The organism is Bacillus sp. WC2507 (genome assembly GCF_052656125.1).
This window is the reverse complement of sequence record NZ_JBQXPN010000001.1, coordinates 1529671-1552782: the sequence shown is the minus strand read 5'-3', so window position 1 is coordinate 1552782 and position 23112 is coordinate 1529671. Positions and strand designations below refer to the sequence as shown.

The following is a 23112-nucleotide window of genomic DNA, read 5'->3' as shown; positions in this document are numbered from 1 at the left end:
CATTCCCCTCACAGAAAAGTGAAAGGCAGCTTATTTTTCGCTGCCAAACCATTTCTTCACTAATTTATCCATTTCTCCATTTTCTTGCATTTTTTTAATTACTTTATTAAATTCAGCTGTTTTATCACTATTTTTTGGAAGGGCAATTGCTGCTCCTACTTCTTCTGGCGCTTCTTTAATTTCAATTCCTTGTAAATCTTTCATTTTCTCTAAATAATTTTTAGCAACTGTGTCTTCTATAATTGCAGCATCAAAACGACCAGCTTTAATTTCTTGTACGATTTCTGGTATGCGGTCACGTCCCTCAACTTTGAAATCTACTTGTTTTTTAAATTCTGCTGCTTTCTCTTCTTGAATAGATCCTGTTTGTACCCCTACTTTTTTTCCTTTTAAATCCTCTACAGATTTAATGTTAGAATCCTTTTTAGAAACGACCATGTTTTTTGCAACAAAATAAATATCTGTGAAATCAACATTATTTTTACGCTCTGCAGTTGGCGTCATACCTGCCATTACGAAATCAACTTTTCCTGAGCTAAGAGATGCTAATAAACCACCAAAATCCATATCTTTCACTTTCACTTCATAACCAAGTTCTTTTCCGATATATTTAGCAACATCAACATCAAAGCCGATAATTTCATCACTTTTTGAAGCTTCCACGTATTCATATGGTTTATAATCTGCTGAAGTCCCCATAACCAGTACTTTTTTATTTTTTCCAGTAGCTTTTTCTTCCCCATTACTACATGCGCTGAACATACTTACAATTAAAATAAGTGCAAACGATATTGATAATAACTTCTTCATCTTTCTTCCCCCTAATAATGTATATTTAAAAGTTTAATAGAATATTTATTCGATGTTTGTATTGTATCAGCACTTTCATTTTTATGCAATATATAAAATAAAAATAAATGAAATAACACTATTAACAATGTTTAACATGTATAAAATAATGCATAAAACAACATAACTATGCATGTCCCATAAATTTTAATACTAAATAAAAAAGGCGGTACATCCACTTGATTGTGGACGTACCGCCTTTTCGCTTATTTTTATCCCGCTTTAACGGGCAGTAAGACCCCCATCTCAACATTTAGCAAAAACAAAGAAGTTAGATGGGGGATCAACTGCCCGTAAAAGCCCGATTGGTTCAACTAATAATCAGTGGGGATGAACCACCCCCACTGATTAAAGTTTCACTTTATAGTTCTTCACAATTATCTTCGAAATAAGATTGTAGTTTTGCAATTACTTGCATTGGTTCATGACCTTCAATTTCATGACGCTCTACCATCGTTACAATTTTTCCATCTTTTAATAAAGCGAATGATGGAGAAGAAGGTGGATACCCTTCGAAATATTCACGAGCTTTTGCTGTTGCTTCTTTATCTTGACCTGCAAACACTGTTACAAGATGGTTAGGACGTTTATCATAATGTACGGAATGCGCAGCAGCAGGACGAGCAATACCACCTGCACAACCACATACAGAGTTTACCATTACAAGTGTTGTTCCATTTCTTTGAAACGCTTCTTCTACTGCTTCCGGCGTCGTCAATTCTGTATATCCAGCAGAAACAATCTCTTCACGCGCTTGGCGGACAACATCATTCATAAAAAAGTTAAAATTAATCAATCTTTTCCCTCCTCTAAAACTACCTATTTGTATCTTACCAGTTAATGTTTATGAAATACAAGTAAGTTTACTTGTATTTCAGCATAGAAAAGGTGTTAGAGCAGGGCTCTAACACCTTTTTTTAATGACCACGATGTTTTTGCTTTGCTTTTTGTACCTTGATTAAGCGTCTTCTTTGTTTTTCAGCTTCTCGCTTCTCTTTAGATTGCACTTTCTTTTCTTGTTTATGCAATTCATAAGATAAGCTAATTGCCTCTTGCGCCTTAGTAAAACGGTTTACATTTACTGCTTTTGCTGCTTGTCGTATAATCCGCTTTATATTTTTGGGACGCTGTTTTTCTTTCACTTCCACACCACATTTTGCAAAGTGCTGAAAATACGCTAACATTGAACCGTTCACAAATATAAGCACTTCTTCGTCTGAAGGTTCCGTTCCAAAAATATACCTTGCTCCATACAACTTCCCTTTTTCTTTACATGTAATAATCCCTACAAAAAATTGACCATCGTGATATACTGTCAAATCCATTGACAGCCCCCCCTTTAAAAAATTAGAAATACGGGACATCCCGGAGGGGAAGGTTACTGACATAAAATCATGCGTCTGGACTACCAACCAGAGCTGTGTTTTTGTATTTCTTTCACTATTATTATATCTTTTTTTCCATAATCTTCATATATTCAACAATCATTTTTTTATGAGATCCTACAATATAGTCAGGTAGTTCTGTTACTTGGAAAAATTTAAGCTGAACCGCTTCTTCTTTGTTCATAACAAAGTTCCCTTCGTATTCATCCGTATAATAAGCTGTTGTGACAGATTGAAATTCATCACCGTTTGCTAATTTTGTAAAATAGTTCGCTCCAGAAAATACATTAATTAATCGTAAGTTCTTCACTTTTATTCCTGTCTCTTCATATACTTCCCGGTAAGCTGTTTCTTCTGGTGATTCACTAAGTTCCATGAGCCCACCAGGCAGCCCCCATTTTCCGTACGGCTCTGTTCGTTGCTGTAGTAATACATATCCATTTTCATTTATAACGAGTACAACAGCACCAACTAAAATTAAAGGGCGATGACCAACTATTTTTCGTAATTCTTCTACATATCCCATCGTATCCCTCCTTTTTCGTTGTCCACACTATTGTATCATATGTATGAAAAGACAAAATGCGTATATTTTTCATTTTTTTAACAAAATATTTATTTTATGTGCTTCATCCACTGTAGCTAACATAATGGATTCGATTTCCGCACTCTTCTCTAAAAACTCTTTCGCCCACTCTTCTGTTTTTCCTAATAAAGCAAGAACATCTTGCTGAATCCTCCCATCCTTTACTAATACAAAAGAAACTGGAGATTTTTTTCCCGCTACTTTAAGATCCAGCCGCGAGACTGCTTCATATTCTGGATACCGAAATATAGAAACAACACCGCTCGCTTCCCATAGTGCTAATTTAACCGTTTGAATATCGCTCACATTTCGCATACGAAGTTCCGAAAATAAATATTCCACCGTAATTCTCGCTTTTTTCAAATTGCTAAAATCAATGGAACCATTGTGTATAAGAATAATAGGTGCTGGCTCTAAAAAGCGTCTCCATCTATCCCATTTCAACATTAGAACTGAGCTTATAATGTGAAGTACAACGAGTATGAACGTTGTAATCATCGAACCGAGTAATCCCACTTTTTCATCAGATAATGCGTTAGAAATATTCCCACCAAGCAATAACACTAATACGACATCTAAAAAACGAAGTTGTGCGATGGACCTTTGTCCCATCGCTTTCGCAACTAATATTAAAAATATGTATGCTATGATAGCCCGAATAACCCATTCACTATTAGAAAGATGCCGTGCCCCTTCAAAAATATGCATATGCATCACTTTGCACTCCTTACCATCTCAAACTGCTATTCTGTTTTAGTTTGCAACGTTTAAGAGCATATATGTAAAAAAGCTGATTCGTTTAAAAACGAATCAGCTTTTTTCACTTGACGGAAAACATATATTTTTTATACGTTTTTCGTACCGATAATATGAGACCCATCATAATCATATTTGAGAACAAGGAACTTCCCCCATATGATAAGAAAGGTAATGCAATCCCTTTTACAGGCATTAATCCAACGATCATACCGATGTTTTGGAATATTTGAACCGTTAATATCCCAATTGATCCAGCACATAATAATGTACCGAATAAATTATCAGCAGAATAACCGATAATAATTGTTCGATATAGTAGTAATAGGAACAAGAATACAACTAACGCTGCTACGATAAATCCACCTTCTTCGGCAATTGTAGCGAAAATAAAGTCAGTATGCTTCTCAGGGATATAGACGTTCCCTTCGCCAAATCCTTTCCCTTCCATACCGCCACTACCTACAGCTAAAATCGATTGCTGTGTTTGATAACCTTGATCTGTATGTTCAAATGGATCTAACCAACCTAAAATACGTGATTGTTGGTGAGGTTTTAGTAAAGTAACTAAATTATTAAAGAAGAAATCCTCATACCTTACGTAAATAAATATTAACGCAGATAATATGGTGACTGGAATAACTGTACATAACGCTATCAATTTCTTCTGAATACCTGACATAAATAAAATACATGCAATTGCAGCAGCATATAAGAACACCATCCCTGTATCCGGTTGGCTATATACAACAGCCATAGGCGGTAGGGATACTAGCACAATTTTACCTACTAATTGTAAATCCGTTTGGAATGTTCTTGCCATATACTGTGCATTATGTTTCACTGCTATACTTGCTACTACGAGAAGCAATGAAATTTTGAAAAACTCAGATGGTTGAATTTGTCCAACTAACGGAAATACAAACCATCTTTTTGCACCTAATTTTTCAGGTGTGAAAGTGGAAACCGGTAGTATTTTCAAAAGAATAAGTGAACCAAATCCAACGATATAAAGTGGCCAAGACAATTTTTGTAATTGATCTAAGTCGATGCTTGCAACAAGCAATAACAATACAACTCCAATTATGTAGTTCAAACCCTGTTTCATCGCAAAGTTTGCCTCTCCATATTGGCCAGTTTGCTGACTGCTATATATAGCAGCTATACTCGTAACACATAATGCTAACAAAATTAATATTAATTTTACATCTAAACTTTTTAGAAACTCGGTACTTCTTTTCATGACATCCTCCTGAAACATTGTTACAGCAAAATAAAAAACCAGGAGTCAACATTCTTCATGTTTTGACGACTGATTACACATTATCTATAAAACACTTATATAGAATAACTCTCTTTTTCATACAATACAATATATTATACTACAGTTTCGTCAGTAAGATTTGCCAAAAAAATTATTCTTTTCTTATTTTATATCTATATACCATATATCAGCAATGTATTTTCGTAAATTTCTAATACATACTCGTTCATTGTAAGATTGCCGGGAAAAGTGTTTTACATATAGTAGGATGTAAATGAAGAAATAAGATGATAAAAAGCTCGCATAAGCGAGCTTTTTATTAATATACAGATGTATTATTTTCTGACGTATTTTCTAGAATTTCTTTTACACGTCCTAAGAACTTACCACAAATTAAGCCATCTAGTACACGGTGATCAAGTGATAAACATAAGTTAACCATATCGCGAGCACCGAACATACCATTGTCCATAATTACTGGGCGTTTTACAATTGATTCAACTTGTAAAATAGCCGCTTGTGGGTAATTAATAATACCCATAGATTGAACAGAACCGAATGATCCTGTGTTATTAATTGTAAATGTTCCACCTTGCATTTCGTCCGCTTTTAACGATTTCGTACGTACTTTTCCTGCAAGCTCTGTAATTTCACGAGCGATACCTTTAATCGTCTTCTCGTCCGCGTGTTTAATTACTGGTACAAATAGTTCGTCCTCTGTTGCAACAGCGATAGAAAGGTTAATATCTTTCTTCTGAACGATTTTATCGCCAGCCCACATTGAGTTAATTTGAGGATACTCTTTTAACGCTTGCGCTACTGCTTTTACGAAGAAAGCAAAGAACGTTAAGTTAAAGCCTTCGCGTTTTTTGAAATCACCTTTAATTGAATTACGGTATGACACAAGGTTTGTCACATCTACTTCAATCATCATCCAAGCGTGTGGTGCTTCATGTTTACTACGTAACATGTTCGCTGCAATTGCTTTACGCACACCTGTTACTGGAATTTCGATATCGCCAGGCATTGTTGGTACAGAAACTGGTTTCGCAGGTTCTACTTTTTGTGCTACTGGCGCTGCTTTTGGTGCTTCTGGACGCGCTTCTGCTACTGCTACTACCGATTCCTCTTTTTTCGCACCTGCTTGCGGAATATTTCCAGATTCCACCAGCTTTAAAATATCTTTACGAGTGATACGGCCATTTGCTCCCGTACCTTCTACTAAATCTAAATCAACGTTATGCTCACCCGCAAGTTTTAACACAGCTGGTGAAAAACGTGGTTTTCCATCAGTTGGTTGTTTTGCTTTCGGTGCTTTTTCAGGCGTAGTTACTTCTGCCTTTGGTTCTTCTTTTGTTTTTTCCTCAACAGCTGTTGCTGCTACTTCATCTGCGCCTTCTACTTGAATAACACAAACTACTTCACCTACAGCTAACGTATCACCTTCACCAGCGATTAACTCTTTCACAATACCAGTGAAAGAAGATGGTACTTCAGCATTTACTTTATCAGTCATTACTTCTGCAAGCGGATCATACTTATTTACGTGATCGCCAACATTTACGAGCCATTTACTAATTGTACCCTCTGTAACGCTCTCCCCGAGCTGAGGCATTGTAATATTTTCTACAGCCATGTATAGTCCCCCCGATTAAAATTCCGCAAGTTCACGCATTGCTTTTTCAACTTTATCTGGATTTACCATAAAGAATTTTTCCATTGTTGGTGCATATGGCATTGCTGGCACGTCTGGACCTGCAAGTCGTGCGATTGGCGCATCTAAATCAAACAGACAGTTTTCAGCAATAATTGCTGCCACTTCACTCATAATACTTCCTTCTTTATTGTCTTCTGTTACAAGAAGAACTTTACCTGTTTTAGAAGCTGCTTCAATGATTGCTTCTTTATCTAATGGATATACAGTACGTAAATCAAGAACGTGTGCAGAGATGCCATCTTGCGCTAACTTTTCAGCTGCTTGAAGTGCAAAGTGAACACATAATCCGTACGTGATAACAGTAATATCATCACCTTCGCGTTTTACATCTGCTTTTCCAATTGGTAATACGTAATCATCCTCTGGCACTTCACCTTTAATTAAGCGATATGCACGTTTATGCTCAAAGAATAATACTGGATCTTCATCACGAATTGCTGCTTTTAATAAGCCTTTTGCATCATATGGTGTAGAAGGGATAACAATTTTTAAACCTGGTTGGTTTGCAAACATCGCTTCCACAGATTGTGAATGATACAATGCACCGTGAACACCGCCGCCAAATGGCGCACGAATTGTAACTGGACAAGTCCAATCGTTATTAGAACGATAACGAATTTTTGCTGCCTCAGAAACAATTTGGTTTACTGCTGGCATGATGAAATCTGCAAACTGCATTTCAGCGATTGGACGCATACCATACATTGCCGCACCAATTGCTACCCCAGCAATTGCAGATTCTGCAAGCGGTGCATCAAGCGCACGATCTTCACCAAATTGATCATACAAACCGTGTGTCGCTTTAAATACGCCACCTTTTTTACCAACATCTTCTCCTAAAACGAATACTTTCTCATCGCGTTCCATTTCTTCGCGCATTGCTAATGTAATAGCATCAATATAAGACATTACAGCCATGAAACGTTCCCCCCTATTCTGCGTATACGTGCTTCAATGCATCTTCAGGTGCTGCATACGGAGCATTTTCTGCATATTCTGTTGCTTCATTTACGATATGCATAATTTCGTCTAACATTTGTTTTTCAAATTCCTCAGTTAACACGCCAGCTTCTTTTAAATAAGCTGCAAATGTTATAATTGAATCTTTTTTCTTTGCTTCTTCAACTTCTTCTTTATCACGATAAACACGATCATCGTCATCACTAGAATGCGCTGTTAAACGATATGATACTGTTTCAATTAAAGTTGGGCCTTCACCACGACGGCCGCGGTCTGCCGCTTCTTTTACAGCTTTATATACTGCAAGCGGATCGTTTCCGTCTATTGTATATCCAGGCATACCGTAACCAATTGCACGATCTGATACGTTTTTACATGCTAATTGTTTTTCAACTGGAATAGAGATTGCGTATTTATTATTTTCACACATGAAAATAACAGGTAGTTTGTGTACACCAGCAAAGTTTGCCCCTTCATGGAAGTCACCTTGGTTTGAAGAACCTTCTCCAAATGTAACAAACGTTACTAAATCTTTCTTCTCCATTTTTCCAGCTAATGCAATACCAACTGCATGTGGTACTTGTGTTGTTACTGGAGATGATCCTGTCACAATACGATTTTTCTTTTGACCGAAGTGACCAGGCATTTGACGGCCACCAGAGTTTGGATCTCCAGCTTTCGCGAAAGCAGACAACATAAGCTCTTTAGCTGTCATACCAAATGCTAGTACAACACCCATATCACGGTAGTATGGTAATGCATAATCTTTCTCTCTATCAAGAGCGAACGCCGCTCCAACTTGCGCAGCCTCTTGTCCTTGACAAGAAATTACGAATGGAATTTTACCAGCACGGTTTAATAACCACATACGTTCGTCGATTTTACGTGCAAGTAACATCGTACGGAACATTTCTAATACTTGCTCATCACTTAAGCCAAGCTCTTCATGGCGCTTTTCTTTTACTTCTGCCATTTTTCATAACCTCCTAAATCCACATTTTTATGCGTGTAACGCTTTTCCATCTACAGCTAATGCTGCTTCACCAATCGCCTCAGATAATGATGGATGCGGATGAATTGTATGTGCTACTTCCCAAGGTGTTGCATCAAGTACTCTTGCAAGACCCGCTTCAGAAATCATATCTGTTACATGCGGTCCAATCATATGAACACCAAGAATGTCATTTGTTTCTTCATCAACTACAAGTTTTACAAAGCCATCAGATTCGCCATATACAAGTGCTTTTCCGATTGCACGGAATGAGAATTTACCTACCTTTAACTTATAGCCTTTTTCTTTCGCTTCTTGTTCTGTTAAACCGACAGAAGCAACTTCTGGACTGCTATATACGCATTTTGATACCATAGAATAATCAATTGGTGTAACTTCTTTACCAGCAATATGTTCTACTGCAACAATTCCTTCATGAGAAGCAACGTGAGCAAGCTGTAAGCCACCGATTACATCACCGATTGCGTAAATATGCGATTCTTTCGTTTGATAAAACTCATTTGTTTGAATGTATCCTTTTTCCACAACGATATCCGTATTCTCTAAACCAATATTTTGCGTATTAGCTTGTCTTCCTACAGATACAAGCATTTTTTCTGCTTTAAATTCTTTATTCTCACCGTTATGTTCAGCTTGAATTGTTACTCCATTATCTTTTACCAATGTTTCTGGTAATACTTTTGCACCAGTTACCACTTTAATACCTTTTTTCTTGAATAGACGTTGCATTTCTTTTGAAACGTCTTGATCTTCTAGTGGTAGTATCGTTTTCGCATACTCTAATACTGTAACTTCTACACCGAAGTCAGCAAGCATAGATGCCCACTCAATACCGATTACACCGCCACCAACGATAATAATCGAGCTAGGAAGCGTTTCCATTTTTAGGGCATGATCAGAAGACATTACGTACTCTCCGTCTAATTCTAAACCTGGTAATGAATTCGGACGAGAACCTGTTGCAACAAGTACATTTTTTGGAATTAACATTTCATTCTCTTCTCCACTTGCAAGTTCAACTGAAATTGTCCCTGGCATCGGAGAGAAAATAGATGGGCCAAGAATACGGCCAATACCTTCAAACACATCAATTTTACCTTGTTTCATTAAGTGTTGAACGCCTTTATGAAGTTGCGTTACAATCTTCTCTTTACGCTCTTGCACTTTCGCAAAGTTTAGTTCTACATTACTTGCAATAACCCCGAACTCTTCGCTTTTTTTAGCAGTTGCGAATACTTCCGCACTACGTAAAAGGGCTTTACTAGGAATACATCCTTTGTGTAAACAAGTACCACCAAGATTTTCTTTTTCAACAAGTGCAGTTTTTAAACCTAGTTGTGATGCACGAATAGCAGCAACATATCCACCAGTACCGCCGCCAACGATGACTAAATCATATTCTCTTGCCATTATCTCAACCCCTAGCTACTGTTTGTTTTTCTCTTACAACATACTCTTTCGCCGCTTCTTCTTCACGTAATACACGAAGTGCTCCTTCTGCTAACGCTTCTAACTCATCTTCCCCTGGATGTACGATAACATCTGCAATCCAGTCCACTCGTTCTTTTATTTCATCAACAAGAATTTTACTGTACGCAAGTCCACCAGTTAATACGATTGCATCGATTTTCCCGTGAAGCACAGCACTAGCTCCGCCAATTTCTTTTGCAACTTGATATGCCATTGCTTTATAAATAAGAGTTGCTTCAGGATCACCTTTTTCAACCATTTGCTCTACTTTAATTGCATCATTTGTACCGATTAGACTTACAAGTCCACCTTGTCCGACAAGCTGTTTCACCATTTCGTCTCGGTAATACTCACCAGAGAAACACATTTCAACTAGCTGTCCTACTGGTACTGTACCAGCACGCTCTGGGCTAAATGGTCCTTCTCCGTTTAAGCCATTATTTACATCGATAACTTTTCCTTTTTTATGAGCACCAACTGTAATACCGCCGCCCATATGTGTAACTAATAAATTTAAATCCTCGTATTTGTGATTTAATTGGTCAGCTACTTTACGAGCAACTGCTTTTTGATTTAATGCATGGAAGATACTTTTGCGTTCCATGCCAGCAATACCGCTTATACGAGCAATCGGCTCCATTTCATCTACAACGACAGGATCCACAATGAATGCAGGAATATTTAATCCCGAAGCAATTTCATAAGCTAAAATGCCTCCGAGATTTGAAGCGTGATGACCACTAAACCCATTTTTCAAATCTTCTAACATTGCATCGTTTACTGTATACGTACCGCCTTCGATTGGACGAAGTAATCCACCACGCCCACAAACAGCGTTTAATTTTGAAATGTTAATACCATGAGAATGTAGAACTTCTAAAATCGTTTCTTTACGAAACTCATATTGGTCGATAATTCGCTTATATTTTCCAATCTGTTCTACGTCATGACGAATCGTTTCTTCTAGAACAGGTCTTTCATTATCAAAAACACCAATTTTTGTGGATGTACTACCTGGGTTAATAACAAGAATTCGATTTACAGACAATGTTGCTACCTCCACTAATAAATTTAAAAGGAAGTGGAAACCTCATAAGAGGTAACCACACCTTTTGTAAAAGTTATATATGAATGATTAGCGACGGCTAATAATATCGTGACCGTTGCGTAAGTATGTGCTACGAGAGTTTTTCAAGCTTGCAATGCGCTCTTCAGCTAGACGATCTGCTGCTACATAAGTTGCTATGCCATCGCGTTTTGAGATTTCGATTACTTTTGCAATTGTGTCATAGATAGACTCGACACGTTTTAGTGCACGTTCTCTATTGTATCCATATAATTCGTCTGCTACGTTAATTACGCCACCTGCATTAATAACATAGTCTGGTGCGTATACAATACCCATTTCATGAATCATGTCGCCGTGACGATCTTCTTTTAATTGGTTATTTGCAGAACCTGCGATTACTTTTGCTTTAAGTTGTGGAATAGTTTCGTCATTAACTGTTGCGCCTAATGCACATGGTGCGTAAATATCACATTCAACACCGTAAATTTCATTTGGCTCAACTGCTGATGCACCGAATTCTTCTACCGCGCGTTGTACAGCTTCTTTATTAATATCTGTAACGATTAATTTTGCTCCTTCAGCATGTAAATGTTTGCATAGGTGATATGCTACGTTACCAACGCCTTGAACAGCAATTACTTTTCCTTCTAAATTATCAGTACCGAAAGCCTCTTTCGCAGCTGCTTTCATACCACGATAAACACCGTATGCAGTTACTGGAGATGGGTTACCAGAAGAACCGAATGATGGTGAAATACCTGTTACAAAGTCAGTTTCTTCGTGGATAATATCCATATCATCTACTGTTGTACCAACATCTTCAGCTGTAATGTAACGTCCGTTTAGTCCTTGAATGTAGCGTCCTAATGCACGGAACATCGCTTCGCTCTTATCTTTACGTGGATCACCGATAATTACTGTTTTCGCACCACCTAAGTTTAAGCCAGCTGCTGCGTTTTTGTATGTCATCCCTTTTGCAAGACGCAATGCATCTTCAATCGCCGCTTCTTCAGAATCATATGTCCACATTCTTGTTCCACCAAGAGCCGGTCCAAGTGTTGTATCATGAATTGCAATGATTGCTTTTAAACCAGATTCTTTATCTTGACAAAATACTACTTGCTCATAATCATATTTTTCTAAGTATTCGAAGATTTCTAATGTCATTGTCGTTTCCCCCTAGTGTTTTACCCTATTTGGTTTATTTTGAAGCAGTCGCAACTGCCAATGCTAATGAATATACTTTTGTTTCTGCTGAATCAGCACGAGATGTTAAAACAATCGGTGCTTTTGCGCCAGCAATCATTGCTCCTACTTTTGCATCTGCAAAGTATACGAGTGATTTATATAGCACATTTCCAGCTTCAATCGTTGGGACGAGTAAAATGTCTGCCTTACCTGCTACATCACTTACTATGCCTTTATGTTCTGCTGCAATTTGTGATACTGCATTATCTAAAGCAAGTGGTCCATCAACGACACAATTTTTAATTTGTCCGCGGCGATTCATTTGAGTTAACATCGCTGCATCAATTGTCGCTTGCATCGCAGGATTAACAACCTCTACCGCTGCAATTGGTGCTACCTTTGGCAAATCCATTCCTATTGCCTGGGCAACTTCTACAGTATTCTGTATAATAGCAGCTTTTTGTGTTACATCAGGTGCAATGTTCATCGCTGCATCTGTAACAAAAATCAGACGATCGTAATTTGGAACTTCAAATGCTGCAACGTGTGAAAGTACGCTACCTTTACGAAGTCCCCACTCTTTATTTAATACAGCTTTCAAAATATTTGCTGTTGGGATGTTCCCCTTCATAAGCACATCTGCTTCGCCATTTCTTACAGCTTTAACAGAAAGTTCTGCAGCCTCAGCACTTGACTGTGCTGCAATCACTTCAATATGTTCTGAAGTTTGTAAACCATGTTCTTGTAACATCCCCATTATTTTTTCTTGATTTCCATATAGACGAAATTGAGCTAGCTGTAATTTAATTGCTTTCGCTACAGCTTCAATTACTTCATGATCTTCAGCTACTGCTACAGCCACAGTTTTTTTAGGCTGTCCTGCTGCTTGATCAATTAAGTGTTCTAACTTCATATTTTGTAATCAACCCTTTCCGTCGTCCCTCGTCTATTTATAAAGCAAATACCGTGCCAACTTTTAAAAGTGGTCTTACCAATAATGAAAACGCATTCAAAATGCAGTAAAATCAATACTTTGGAAAATAACAAAACATTCTGTCTTTATTTGTCGCATTTTGTATACCATGCAATAAATTGCATGGTACGCAATTTATTGCATGCTATTTTTTGCATGGTCATACTTTTCTAGCTTGTAATATAAATTTCGAACTGAAATTCCTAATGCTCTTGCAGTTTTTGTTTTATTCCCATCAAATCTCTCTAAATATTCATGAATGATATTCCCTTCAAACTCTGTCACTAAATGTTCAAGTGGCTTTTCTTCTAATTCCGGTAATAAGTTATTTTGTTTTAACTCCGTCTGCTCTTCTTTATGTAAAGGTGGTAAATGATGTACATCAATATATATCTCGTTATAATTCATAAAGATAATAGCTCGTCCTAAAATATTCTCAAGTTCCCTTACATTTCCTGGCCATTCATATGATTGTAAATACGAAACCGCTGAATCAGTAAGCCCTTCTACATTCCGGCCATAATCTTGGTTAATTTTTTGAATTAACCTTTCTGCAATCGATGGTATGTCCCCCTTACGTTGACGAAGAGACGGGATTTGAATCGGGATTTTATTTAATCGATAATATAAATCCTCCCTAAACTCCCCTTCTAGAATTGCCTTTTCTAAATTCACATGCGTCGCTGCGATTACTCTCACATTAATAGGTATCGCTTTCGTTCCACCAACTTTTACAATCTCTTTTTCCTGCAGTACTCGAAGGAGCTTCGCTTGCGTATTTGCAGATAGCTCTCCTATTTCATCTAAAAAAATACTTCCATTGTTCGCTTCCTCAAAGAAACCACGTTTCCCGCCTCTTTTCGCTCCAGAAAATGCACCTTCCTCATAACCGAATAATTCACTTTCTAACAACGTCTCCGAAATAGCCGCACAGTTTACACGAACGAATTTATTATATTTTCGATTACTTCCATTGTGAATTGCATGCGCAAACAATTCTTTACCTGTCCCGGACTCTCCGCGTAGTAACACTGTTGCTGGTGTATTTGCTCCAAGTTTCGCCTGTTCAATAGCGGCTGTTGTTTCATCTGAATTTCCGACAATATCATCAAATGAATATTTCGCTTCTAACGTTCGGATAATTTGCCTTGCTCTATTCAATTCATTTGTTAACTTTTGAATTTCCGATACATCACGAATTACACCGACGCTTCCTTTCAATATCCCATCCACTATAACTGGCGCTACGTTTACAATTACATCACGCTTCTTTTGTCCAATCTTCATATGTATACCTCGTACCGCCCTACGCGTTCGAAGTACTTTCATATGCATACTTTCACCTTCTACAATATCGGTTGTAGCCGGCTTCCCAATAATGTCCTCTTCTGTTAAACCTGTTAATTTCGTATACGCAGGGTTAATTACTAATCCTCTTCCTTTTTCATCCACGACTGAAATTGCTTCCTCAGACGAGTTGATAATCGCCTCAAGTAACGTTTGAACCTCTTTTAAATCTGTAACTTCTTCCGCAAGATCTACAACTTCTGTTATATCTTTAAAAATCGCAAATGCCCCTTGTACCTCTCCTCCCTCTTTTAATATCGGAATACGTGTTGTAATAATTTTCTTTTCATTCTCTAATGTCAGTTCATAATTTACTTCTATTTGTTTCGTACGTATAATACGAAGCAACTTACTGGTTGGAATAACTTCTAAAATATATTTCCCTATTGCATCTTCTTTTTTATACCCGATAATACGCTCTGCACTTTTATTAAATAGGCGAACTTGTCCCTCTCGATCGATTACAATCATACCGTCATGCGTAGAATTTAAAATTAAATCACCTTGCTGCGTTTGTTCTTCTAACTTTCCAATTAAATCTTCCTTCTCATGTGCTAATCTCGTTACAATTTTCGCAATATCACCTGGTATAAGAAGAGTATCTTTATGCTTTTTCTTTAATAAATCTTTATGTAAATCAGCGTCACCTGTCATATCAAACATTACATCAATGTGCATAGAAAGAAACGGAGTTACACTCTCTCCAATTGTAACCCCATATTCTTTAGCCATTTGTAACCCTGTTGCTATCGGATTTATATCAATAATCCCTATAATTTGAAATATATTCGAACTTTGCAACAGATTCAGTAGTGTACTGCCACCTTCACCTGCACCAACAATTAAAACTTTTTGTTTCATATGTTACACTTCCTCTCGAAGTATCTCTGCAAAATTTTTCACACCCTTATCTTACTCGTTCAGCCCCCTCTTGACAAACCCCCTTTTCATATAACATCATTAAAATAAACGAAATAATCTGAAAAGGAGAGTTTATATGCAGCGTTACCTTGCTCTATTATTAGCACTCATCCCTATTTCATTAGCTGTGTTTGGCATTAAGTTAATGAGAGATACTGTATTCGGGATTCTATTTCCTCCACTCTCTATACTCTCGTTACAATTTTTAATTGGCGCCCTTTGCTTCGGGCTCGGGTTTTATATCTTTGGCGGCTTCGTCTTACACCGAGACCGCAAACGAAATAAAGTACAAGCTCGCTTTAGAAGATAGGCAGGCCCCACTATTTATAAATAAAAAAATGAGACCGTTACACGCGGTCTCATTTTTTTATTGGCAATAACATTCTTGCCGTTTCAGGGTAATCAGTAATAATCGCCGAAATATTCATATCAAAATATTTACGCATAAGTGTTTCTTCATTAATGGTATAGGGCCGAACCTCTACATCACTTTCCATCGTTAGTTTAGCAACAGCATCTTGAAGGTAACGATAATTAGGGTGCACTGCTGTAGCGCCCATTTTTTTCGCATATGCCCACGGACTATGCAAACCTTCGCGATATAAAATCGCTGTTTGAATATCAGGAGCCATCATATGACACCGTTTCATACTGTAGTGATTAAATGAAGAAAATATAACACGATCTTCTAGACTAAATTTCCGTACAAGCGTTATAACTTCTTCCTCTAAACCTCTGTATGGAAATTTATTATTTTTAAGTTCAATATTAAGTAGCAACTGTGTTTTTTCAATCCATTCTAACACCTCTTCTAAAAGAGGTATTTTACAAAAACCTACTTTATCACCAAATTTATAGCTCGCATCTAATTTACATAAATCCTCATATAAATAATTTCGAACCGCACCTTTTCCATTTGTTGTCCTGTTCACTGTTTCATCATGAATGACGACAACCTTTCCGTCTTTCGTTAATTGAACATCAAGTTCAATTCCATCTGCTCTAAAAGATTCAGCTGCTTCAAATGAAATCATTGTATTTTCTGGGTATGTTCCCGCTGCACCACGATGTGCAAATATAAGAGTCATCCTCACTCCCCCAATCTTATGCTATACTATACGAAAAAGGAGGTACTTCTATGAGACCATTACAAATTTCTCCAGACACTGCAGTCCGCCTATCAAAAGCATTAGGTGTTCCACTTGAACAACTTATGCATATGCCGCAGCACATTTTAATTCAAAAGTTAGTTGAATTAGAAAAACAAAATAAAGACGAAGAATAATACAGTCCTGTTTTGCAGGACTTTTTATTATTCTCTATTATATCACGTATGACTTCCCCGCTAAAATCCTTTAACGGATATACTATGATTCCATTTAATCTTTTTTCAAATATTTATAGTCAATTAAATGAAACCCCCTCTTTTAATAAAAGAGGGGGTTTCTTACTACTCGTTTCAGTTACTCAAATTATGCATTTTTCTTTTCTTTGTTAAAAATCATAAACAATTTATACAATCCTAAAGAAGCTGGAATATTCATAAATGCAAATGCCTCATAAGTATAATGAGGAGCTGTTTCCCATAGTAACAAGAAAGTAAATACCCCTAACGTACTAATCATCGCAATTCGTATAACTTCCGATTCATTTTCATCTTTCTTTTTATAAAGAATAATAGCTGCCAGAACAGCTACATAAACGAATAATTTGATAATATACGAATATACAGTAACGATTTTATAATTCGTTGTACTATAGTTCGATACGTAATTAGTTACAGTGTCGTTCTTCTGCTCAAACCATTGTCCAATACGGTACATAGAGAACTGGCTCGATACCCATTCTCTAGTTATTTTTTCATTTAAATGTTGTACATAACCCGTTACACCAAGTTCACTGAAACGCTGCACTATAACTTCTTTATTGTGTTCATTCAAATCCTTCGTATTCTTTATATTTTCATCATCAATATAATCTGCATCTGCCTGATTCCACACACCATACGTATCTTTGTTCAGACCCATTTTCACCCAATGAGTGAATGGAATTTTTTCAATTTCATTATCGGTACTGAGATTTAGCTTTGTCGTTATACCTTTAAAACTTATAATAAGAATTAAACAAAATAAAACACTACTTAACACCTTTACAGAATATTCCTTACGAAACTTAAAAATATTTTCAATTAAAATCGCTAACGCTACGGCTAATGCTGTCGGTCTTATAATATAAGTACAAGCTGCAAAAACCCCTAATAAAATCCATAAAATAATCTTCATTCTTTTGGTTTCCGCCGTTTTCAAGCACAAATATGTATACATCGTTGCTGAAATAAAAAATATTACTAATGTATGTGTATAGAAAACTGGCGCCTGCCAATATATAAAAATATTTAGCACAGATAACACGATCGATATGTGAGCAACTTTAAAATTTGTAATTTTTCTTACAATCAATACATTGAAAATAATACTACCTGTTATACACACTATTGGTAATATTTTTATCGCTAAATCTACGCTTCCTACCAATTTAGCAAAATATCCTCCTAATAATACAATATGTGTATTATATGGATAAAATAGAAGCTGCCCCATTTCTAAAAATTGATTATCTCCATTAAACACAGAGACAATCCCTTGTTTAAGGATGGCATAATCCCCTACAACAGGGTTAAATGCTATGGAAGTAATAATTATTTCCATCATCAAAATGATTATGATACCTAAAGCAATCATAATATTTGTGTACGTTCTTTTCATTTTATTAATAACCCATTTATAATACATAAAGAAGAGTGCAAATAAAAGCAACGTCGCCGCTATAACAGCACCGACTTTTTTTGGAGTATACTCCTCAGTGGGATAAGGAAATTCACCACTCATCAATATTGTTTTCGGGATAAAAAATTTACTTACTATCATTGAAAATATAGCTAAAAACACCGTCATAACAATGATTGGGTAAGCTCGATTCACTATTTTTTTAAAAGTCATTCATCCATTCTCCTATATCTTTAACTTTTCCCAATCAATAATACGTTATAGAGATGATGATGTCCAACCCACGTATTTCTTGTACATATCCTTATTTCCACTGCATTTTTCTATATAAATATGTATCGAAGTAAATAAAAAGAGCTCCCTAAAAGAAAGCTTCTAAATACTCTATAATTTATCTCACTATTTACAGACATTAAAAATCCCGGCTCACAATTTGGCAAGGACGTTAAGTGCAGGATGGGCCTCTACTAATTAAAGGCTCATTTTATTGCACATGTGGCGCGTCTCCTGAATTGTATAGTTCTTTCGCTTTTTCCTCCCCGAATGTAGTTAAAATATAATATTGCTCTTCTATCGCATCCATTTCTCTAGTAGCTTTACAAGTGTTACCTTCTTGAGCATCCGAGAAATAATTGTGATCTTCTACAATTTGACTAACGTCTTTTTTCGCCCATCTATCAGCAATTGCTAAAAGCTCATTTCTCTTCGCAAAGCTACTCTTATTTATGATTTTTTTAATTTTTCAGCATTATTTTGAACCATTGGGATAAATCCCGATTTTCGTTCTGCCACTACTTTTTGATGAGTCATGTGATGCATCGCTGTAATAACTTCGCTTTCAGTAGAATTTTCAGTAACATACACATCAACAAAGACTCCATCTACCTCTCTACCTACTATCGTCAGATCTTCTTTTTTATCTATTTGAGCACTCACTTCTTTATCTACTGGATTATCGGCAAGTTCTAACATTCCAAATGTAACCGCAACAGCAAGAACTCCCATAGCTGCTACTATTCCTAGCCAAGTTAATATTTTATTTTCCGTCTCCCTATGTATACCTATTTAATGGTCTTATAAAAAACTCACTTATATGTAACATTACTAAAAACAGGATTTATTTTCCATAATATCAAACAAGCCATTTTCATCTACCAAAATAATTTCAATAAAATTGATATTACTTCCCCTCTTTTTTTCAACAAAATAAAAAGACCAACGAATTCTAACATTCATTGGTCATTAAATAAAAAGTTCATTAGTTTTAAATTTAATATGGAGTATAAATTTAAAGAATGATTAAGCTTTACTAAAACTTAAATCCCTTACTACTTTTACTCTCAGCTAGCCTTATGTTCAAGTCTTAGCTTATCCGCAACCATTGCGATGAACTCAGAGTTCGTAGGTTTTGCTTTTGACATGGATACTGTATAACCAACGCTATATCAAGGCATTGTATATTTCATAACAATTATTAAAAACTCCTATTTATTGGTTAGAAGTGTGGAATTTATAGCTTATCTCAATTTAATTGTATCATCTATCCAAAATACCTTCAATACTAAACCAAGAATCAACCTTCCTAACAAATGTTATTTTTTGTATAGTTATTCCTTCATTTTCTTTTCCACATAATCTAATAGTTTACTTGTACTTAAATCTCCAATATAAAACCCTGTCCTAAGTAATTCAATGTTCTGAAAAGCACCCTTACCTTGTTCTTCACTCATCCTGTAAGCACCAGAACTCATAATCTCATAATAAAGTTCTTGCTTCTCACCATAAATATCTTTATATTCCACTTTAAAATACGTTTTAAATTCAGCTTCACCTATCACGAACTTGGTATTACTTTTTGCTGTTTGTTTTTGTTCAAGAGATTCCTTCAGTTTCGAAAATTCTCTCCTTACCTCCTCTACCTTCTGGCCCTTCCTCCCTTTAACATGTTGATGTTCATACGTAACTAGTTCCTTTTGCAAAGCCCCTGTTGCAAATCCATTGTAATAACCTTGTATCGGAAATAAAATATGCTTTTCTACCTCATCTTTACTATAATCCCTTATACTAATATCAAAAAAAGTAAGCACATCGGAATGAAACTCTTCCATTAGTCCACCTTCATTATGGATAGCTAAAATCTCTTTATTTTCAAAATCATTCTCACCGTATTCGTAATTCTGTTTAAATTTAATAAAAGGTCTTTTTTCAGCTTTTGTAACTTCCATCTGTTGTTCCATAAGTTTATTTGTATTACTTGTTATTATTACTGCACTAATAGAAACTATCAATGCCATAACAGATATCATCACTTGACCTACTTGATTTCTTGGCATAAACGTCCAAATTGTTCGGCGATTCTTTGGTTTTTTTCTGTTACTCAAATCCTTCATCCCCCATATATAATATCTAAAACCTATATTATAAGGAAGATATTATTTTTAAAAGCATTACATTTAAAAATCTATATACTTACACATGAACTTTACTATTTATATAAACTCCAAAGTAAAAGTATCTGGTAAATAATTACGCCCTACAACTTTTCCATTTATGATGTCTTCAAAGAAATGTAATTTAACCTCAATTTCACCGTTATTCACCTGTATTTCTTTAATACTTTCGGTAATAATTCGGCAAAGGAGTTCTGTATTCATTTGAATTAAAGTATTCAATATTTGTTCCTCAACGGTTAAATCCCCATTTATTCTATTGCTATCAGGGGCGTATTCCAGTACTTTATAATATTGAGTTTCTAAATGTACTTTAAAGTTGTATAACTCTATATCGTTCATATAATTTACGCACGAATACAGATAACGATTATCTATATATTTATATTTCGGCTTGTTATTAGCAATACTCTGTATAGGGATTCTTTCCGAATGTAGCCATTCACTAAATGTTCTCATCCCCCCTGCTAATTGCCATAAGACACTACTAAAAAACTTATTTTTTTCACAATGAAACAAATCATCCTTATACTTCATTTTCTCAATAATACAATAGCTAACAAGCGGTTCTTGCCATATTGGATATTCCATATGTAATGTAGGCGTAAAGAAATAATCTGATGGTAAATTAAATATTGTTGTCGCCCTCAAAATATGTTCTAAAGTAGGAAATAGCTTCCCTTCAAAATAATCATCTATCCGATGATTTTCAAATCCTAAAAGTCTTGCAAATTCTAACTTATTATATTTGACTTGATGTCTATAAAGTTCATTTAACTTATAAGCAAATTCATTTGATGTAAAAATAAACTCGCCTTTAATATATTTTTCAAGTCTTGTTGCCAGCGAATCCGAACGTTCCTTATTACGTTTCAATATCATTAAATCCAATTCTTTAAATTTATATTCGCCAGCATTGTTTATTCGATGCCCAATCTTTTCAAGGTCTTCTCTGTTAGCATTTACACTTCTCGTATTTCTCCTCACATATATTGTATTTTCTTGTACAATTGCTTTTTTTGGTCCATTTAAAGTTCTTGGTGATACATTTATTTTTTCGCCCTCATGAATATACATAATTCCAAGTGGCATTACTTTGTCTTTTTGTTCATACTCAAAATAGAATAGACTAAACCTTATTGAATAACCTAATGTCGATTCAATTTTTTCGCCTAGATTTGCTTCATCTATCTCTTCTTTTACGCCCACCAATTCAAGTGACCTATCCTTTACCCCCAAAAGTAAATACCCACCACCACTATTAGAAAAAGCTAGTACATCTTTTACAAACGAATAAAAATTTTCCTTTGATTTTACATGTAAATCCTCTTTAAAATCCCATCGGTCATCTTCTCTTCCTATTCCATACATTTCAAAAAATTGATGTTTACTAACTGACACGATTACCTTTACTCCCCTCTATGTAAAAATATTCCTAAACTTAATATAGCATGTAAACAAAAAATCATCGATTTATCCCTATTAAAAAACACCTAATTTCACCAGCCAATAACCTCTCTTAACTTCCCCTTTGCAGAATCAAGTATCCGTCTCACTCTTTCAGGATGATTTATACCATGTAAACGCCCTAAGTCTCTATATGATAAATGAGGACTATCTATATACGTTGTTATTAAACTCACTTCAACATCATTACAATACCGTTCGATTAATAGTTTAATTTCTACATCGTCCTCAATTCGAAACGGCGAATCAATTTTTTCTAAGTCTTCAACAAGGTCAATGTTTTGATGATTTACTTTCCTTTTATCTGTCCTTAAATTTGATTTTACTAAGTTGTAGCCCGTACACTCCAACGATTTTCTGACTTTTTCATATAAGTAATACTCATCGTTCCATGAATGTTCTCGACATACATGCCATAACTTCTCCCAAAATACACTTCCAAAATCATCTCGATAAATCCGCTTATTTTTCCATGCATTTTCAAATTTATTGAGAGTTGTTTGAATGAACCATCCTATTAAATAATCATTAAAAATGATATGGAAGGCATCCTCTCCTTCTTCCAATCGAAGTAAAGCATACTTATTCCATGTCTTTTCTACTGCAAGCACCTGCTTTACTTTTTTATCATCATAAATTCGCTTTATTCGTTCTAGCTTATCTTCCTGCTGTATTTGAATGTGTGTTTTCTTTTCTCTTGTGTACAATCCCATGTTGCCGTCCCTCACTGATTTTTATAATTTTAAAAGTTTACTGTGACAAAACCATAAAAAATGTTGTATTTATGAATGTCTAAGAGGAGAAAGGAACTACCTCTTCCCTTTCTATTGGTCTCTACACACATAAAACGTGACACTAAACCTTAAAAAATCATTATTTATATGGACGGACGGCACTGAAATAAAAAAAGAC

At 35.7% G+C, this 23112-nt stretch carries 21 protein-coding genes and 2 pseudogenes; 2 read left to right on the top strand and 21 right to left on the bottom strand.

From position 1 onward, the window contains the following. Nucleotides 1-30: 30 nt before the first annotated feature. The 14 genes from ACUN28_RS08360 to ACUN28_RS08295 all read right to left on the bottom strand — a co-directional run bounded on the left by ACUN28_RS08360 (nucleotide 31) and on the right by ACUN28_RS08295 (nucleotide 15437). Complete coding sequence (locus ACUN28_RS08360; RefSeq protein ID WP_000735473.1) at nucleotides 31-810, bottom strand: transporter substrate-binding domain-containing protein; 780 nt, start codon at nucleotides 808-810, stop codon at nucleotides 31-33. 400 nt (nucleotides 811-1210) lie between these two features. Next, nucleotides 1211-1624, bottom strand: coding sequence for a BrxA/BrxB family bacilliredoxin (locus tag ACUN28_RS08355; RefSeq protein WP_170959980.1), 414 nt, complete (start codon nucleotides 1622-1624; stop codon nucleotides 1211-1213). Between the two features lie 142 nt (nucleotides 1625-1766). Continuing rightward, on the bottom strand, nucleotides 1767-2174 hold the full coding sequence (locus ACUN28_RS08350; RefSeq protein WP_016086360.1) for a YjdF family protein: 408 nt from the start codon (nucleotides 2172-2174) through the stop codon (nucleotides 1767-1769). Nucleotides 2175-2295: 121 nt separating this feature from the next. Beyond that, the gene (locus tag ACUN28_RS08345; RefSeq protein ID WP_016086359.1) at nucleotides 2296-2760 is read right to left on the bottom strand and encodes an NUDIX hydrolase; all 465 of its coding nucleotides are present in this window, start codon (nucleotides 2758-2760) and stop codon (nucleotides 2296-2298) included. A 69-nt stretch (nucleotides 2761-2829) separates the two neighbouring features. Continuing rightward, nucleotides 2830-3534 (bottom strand): DUF421 domain-containing protein, encoded by a 705-nt coding sequence (locus ACUN28_RS08340; RefSeq protein ID WP_016086358.1) that lies wholly within the window; start codon nucleotides 3532-3534, stop codon nucleotides 2830-2832. 106 nt (nucleotides 3535-3640) lie between these two features. Beyond that, nucleotides 3641-4819 carry an FtsW/RodA/SpoVE family cell cycle protein gene (locus tag ACUN28_RS08335; protein ID WP_000831202.1) on the bottom strand — a complete coding sequence of 393 codons (1179 nt, stop codon included), beginning with the start codon at nucleotides 4817-4819 and terminating at the stop codon, nucleotides 3641-3643. Nucleotides 4820-5159: 340 nt separating this feature from the next. After that, nucleotides 5160-6476, bottom strand: coding sequence for a dihydrolipoamide acetyltransferase family protein (locus ACUN28_RS08330; protein ID WP_016086357.1), 1317 nt, complete (start codon nucleotides 6474-6476; stop codon nucleotides 5160-5162). A 15-nt stretch (nucleotides 6477-6491) separates the two neighbouring features. Beyond that, nucleotides 6492-7475 carry a 3-methyl-2-oxobutanoate dehydrogenase subunit beta gene (bfmBAB, locus tag ACUN28_RS08325; protein WP_016086356.1) on the bottom strand — a complete coding sequence of 328 codons (984 nt, stop codon included), beginning with the start codon at nucleotides 7473-7475 and terminating at the stop codon, nucleotides 6492-6494. 13 nt (nucleotides 7476-7488) lie between these two features. Further along, entirely contained in the window at nucleotides 7489-8490 is a 1002-nt protein-coding gene (gene bfmBAA / locus ACUN28_RS08320) for a 3-methyl-2-oxobutanoate dehydrogenase subunit alpha (protein ID WP_000852549.1), read from the bottom strand. A gap of 27 nt (nucleotides 8491-8517) precedes the next feature. Next, nucleotides 8518-9939 carry a dihydrolipoyl dehydrogenase gene (lpdA, locus tag ACUN28_RS08315; RefSeq protein ID WP_016086355.1) on the bottom strand — a complete coding sequence of 474 codons (1422 nt, stop codon included), beginning with the start codon at nucleotides 9937-9939 and terminating at the stop codon, nucleotides 8518-8520. A 4-nt stretch (nucleotides 9940-9943) separates the two neighbouring features. Then, nucleotides 9944-11047, bottom strand: coding sequence for a butyrate kinase (buk, locus tag ACUN28_RS08310; protein WP_000115778.1), 1104 nt, complete (start codon nucleotides 11045-11047; stop codon nucleotides 9944-9946). Between the two features lie 87 nt (nucleotides 11048-11134). Next, entirely contained in the window at nucleotides 11135-12235 is a 1101-nt protein-coding gene (locus tag ACUN28_RS08305) for a leucine dehydrogenase (RefSeq protein ID WP_016086354.1), read from the bottom strand. Between the two features lie 34 nt (nucleotides 12236-12269). After that, nucleotides 12270-13169 (bottom strand): phosphate butyryltransferase, encoded by a 900-nt coding sequence (yqiS, locus tag ACUN28_RS08300; RefSeq protein WP_016086353.1) that lies wholly within the window; start codon nucleotides 13167-13169, stop codon nucleotides 12270-12272. 195 nt (nucleotides 13170-13364) lie between these two features. Further along, nucleotides 13365-15437: a sigma-54 interaction domain-containing protein gene (locus ACUN28_RS08295; RefSeq protein ID WP_016086352.1), complete on the bottom strand. Its 2073-nt coding sequence runs from the start codon at nucleotides 15435-15437 to the stop codon at nucleotides 13365-13367. A gap of 136 nt (nucleotides 15438-15573) precedes the next feature. On the opposite strand from ACUN28_RS08295, the gene ACUN28_RS08290 reads away from it, so the two are divergent. Then, complete coding sequence (locus ACUN28_RS08290; RefSeq protein WP_016086351.1) at nucleotides 15574-15807, top strand: DUF2627 domain-containing protein; 234 nt, start codon at nucleotides 15574-15576, stop codon at nucleotides 15805-15807. A gap of 49 nt (nucleotides 15808-15856) precedes the next feature. Here ACUN28_RS08290 and ACUN28_RS08285 read toward each other — a convergent pair whose 3' ends face one another. Continuing rightward, nucleotides 15857-16585, bottom strand: coding sequence for a glycerophosphodiester phosphodiesterase (locus tag ACUN28_RS08285; RefSeq protein WP_445423371.1), 729 nt, complete (start codon nucleotides 16583-16585; stop codon nucleotides 15857-15859). A 50-nt stretch (nucleotides 16586-16635) separates the two neighbouring features. Here ACUN28_RS08285 and ACUN28_RS08280 point away from each other — a divergent pair, with 50 nt between their 5' ends. Beyond that, on the top strand, nucleotides 16636-16782 hold the full coding sequence (locus tag ACUN28_RS08280) for a YycC family protein (protein WP_001247671.1): 147 nt from the start codon (nucleotides 16636-16638) through the stop codon (nucleotides 16780-16782). A 187-nt stretch (nucleotides 16783-16969) separates the two neighbouring features. On the opposite strand, the gene ACUN28_RS08275 is transcribed toward ACUN28_RS08280, so the two are convergent. The 6 genes and pseudogenes from ACUN28_RS08275 to ACUN28_RS08250 all read right to left on the bottom strand — a co-directional run bounded on the left by ACUN28_RS08275 (nucleotide 16970) and on the right by ACUN28_RS08250 (nucleotide 22913). Then, nucleotides 16970-18496 (bottom strand): glycosyltransferase family 39 protein, encoded by a 1527-nt coding sequence (locus ACUN28_RS08275; protein WP_016086349.1) that lies wholly within the window; start codon nucleotides 18494-18496, stop codon nucleotides 16970-16972. A gap of 271 nt (nucleotides 18497-18767) precedes the next feature. Further along, nucleotides 18768-19288, bottom strand: a pseudogene (locus tag ACUN28_RS08270) (PRK06770 family protein). A gap of 335 nt (nucleotides 19289-19623) precedes the next feature. Then, nucleotides 19624-19719: pseudogene (locus ACUN28_RS08265) on the bottom strand (sporulation initiation factor Spo0A C-terminal domain-containing protein); the annotation flags it as partial. 171 nt (nucleotides 19720-19890) lie between these two features. Further along, nucleotides 19891-20673 (bottom strand): hypothetical protein, encoded by a 783-nt coding sequence (locus tag ACUN28_RS08260; protein ID WP_445423370.1) that lies wholly within the window; start codon nucleotides 20671-20673, stop codon nucleotides 19891-19893. A gap of 99 nt (nucleotides 20674-20772) precedes the next feature. Continuing rightward, nucleotides 20773-22134 carry an ATP-binding protein gene (locus tag ACUN28_RS08255; protein ID WP_445423369.1) on the bottom strand — a complete coding sequence of 454 codons (1362 nt, stop codon included), beginning with the start codon at nucleotides 22132-22134 and terminating at the stop codon, nucleotides 20773-20775. A gap of 98 nt (nucleotides 22135-22232) precedes the next feature. Beyond that, nucleotides 22233-22913: a sigma-70 family RNA polymerase sigma factor gene (locus tag ACUN28_RS08250; RefSeq protein WP_445423368.1), complete on the bottom strand. Its 681-nt coding sequence runs from the start codon at nucleotides 22911-22913 to the stop codon at nucleotides 22233-22235. Nucleotides 22914-23112: the final 199 nt, after the last annotated feature.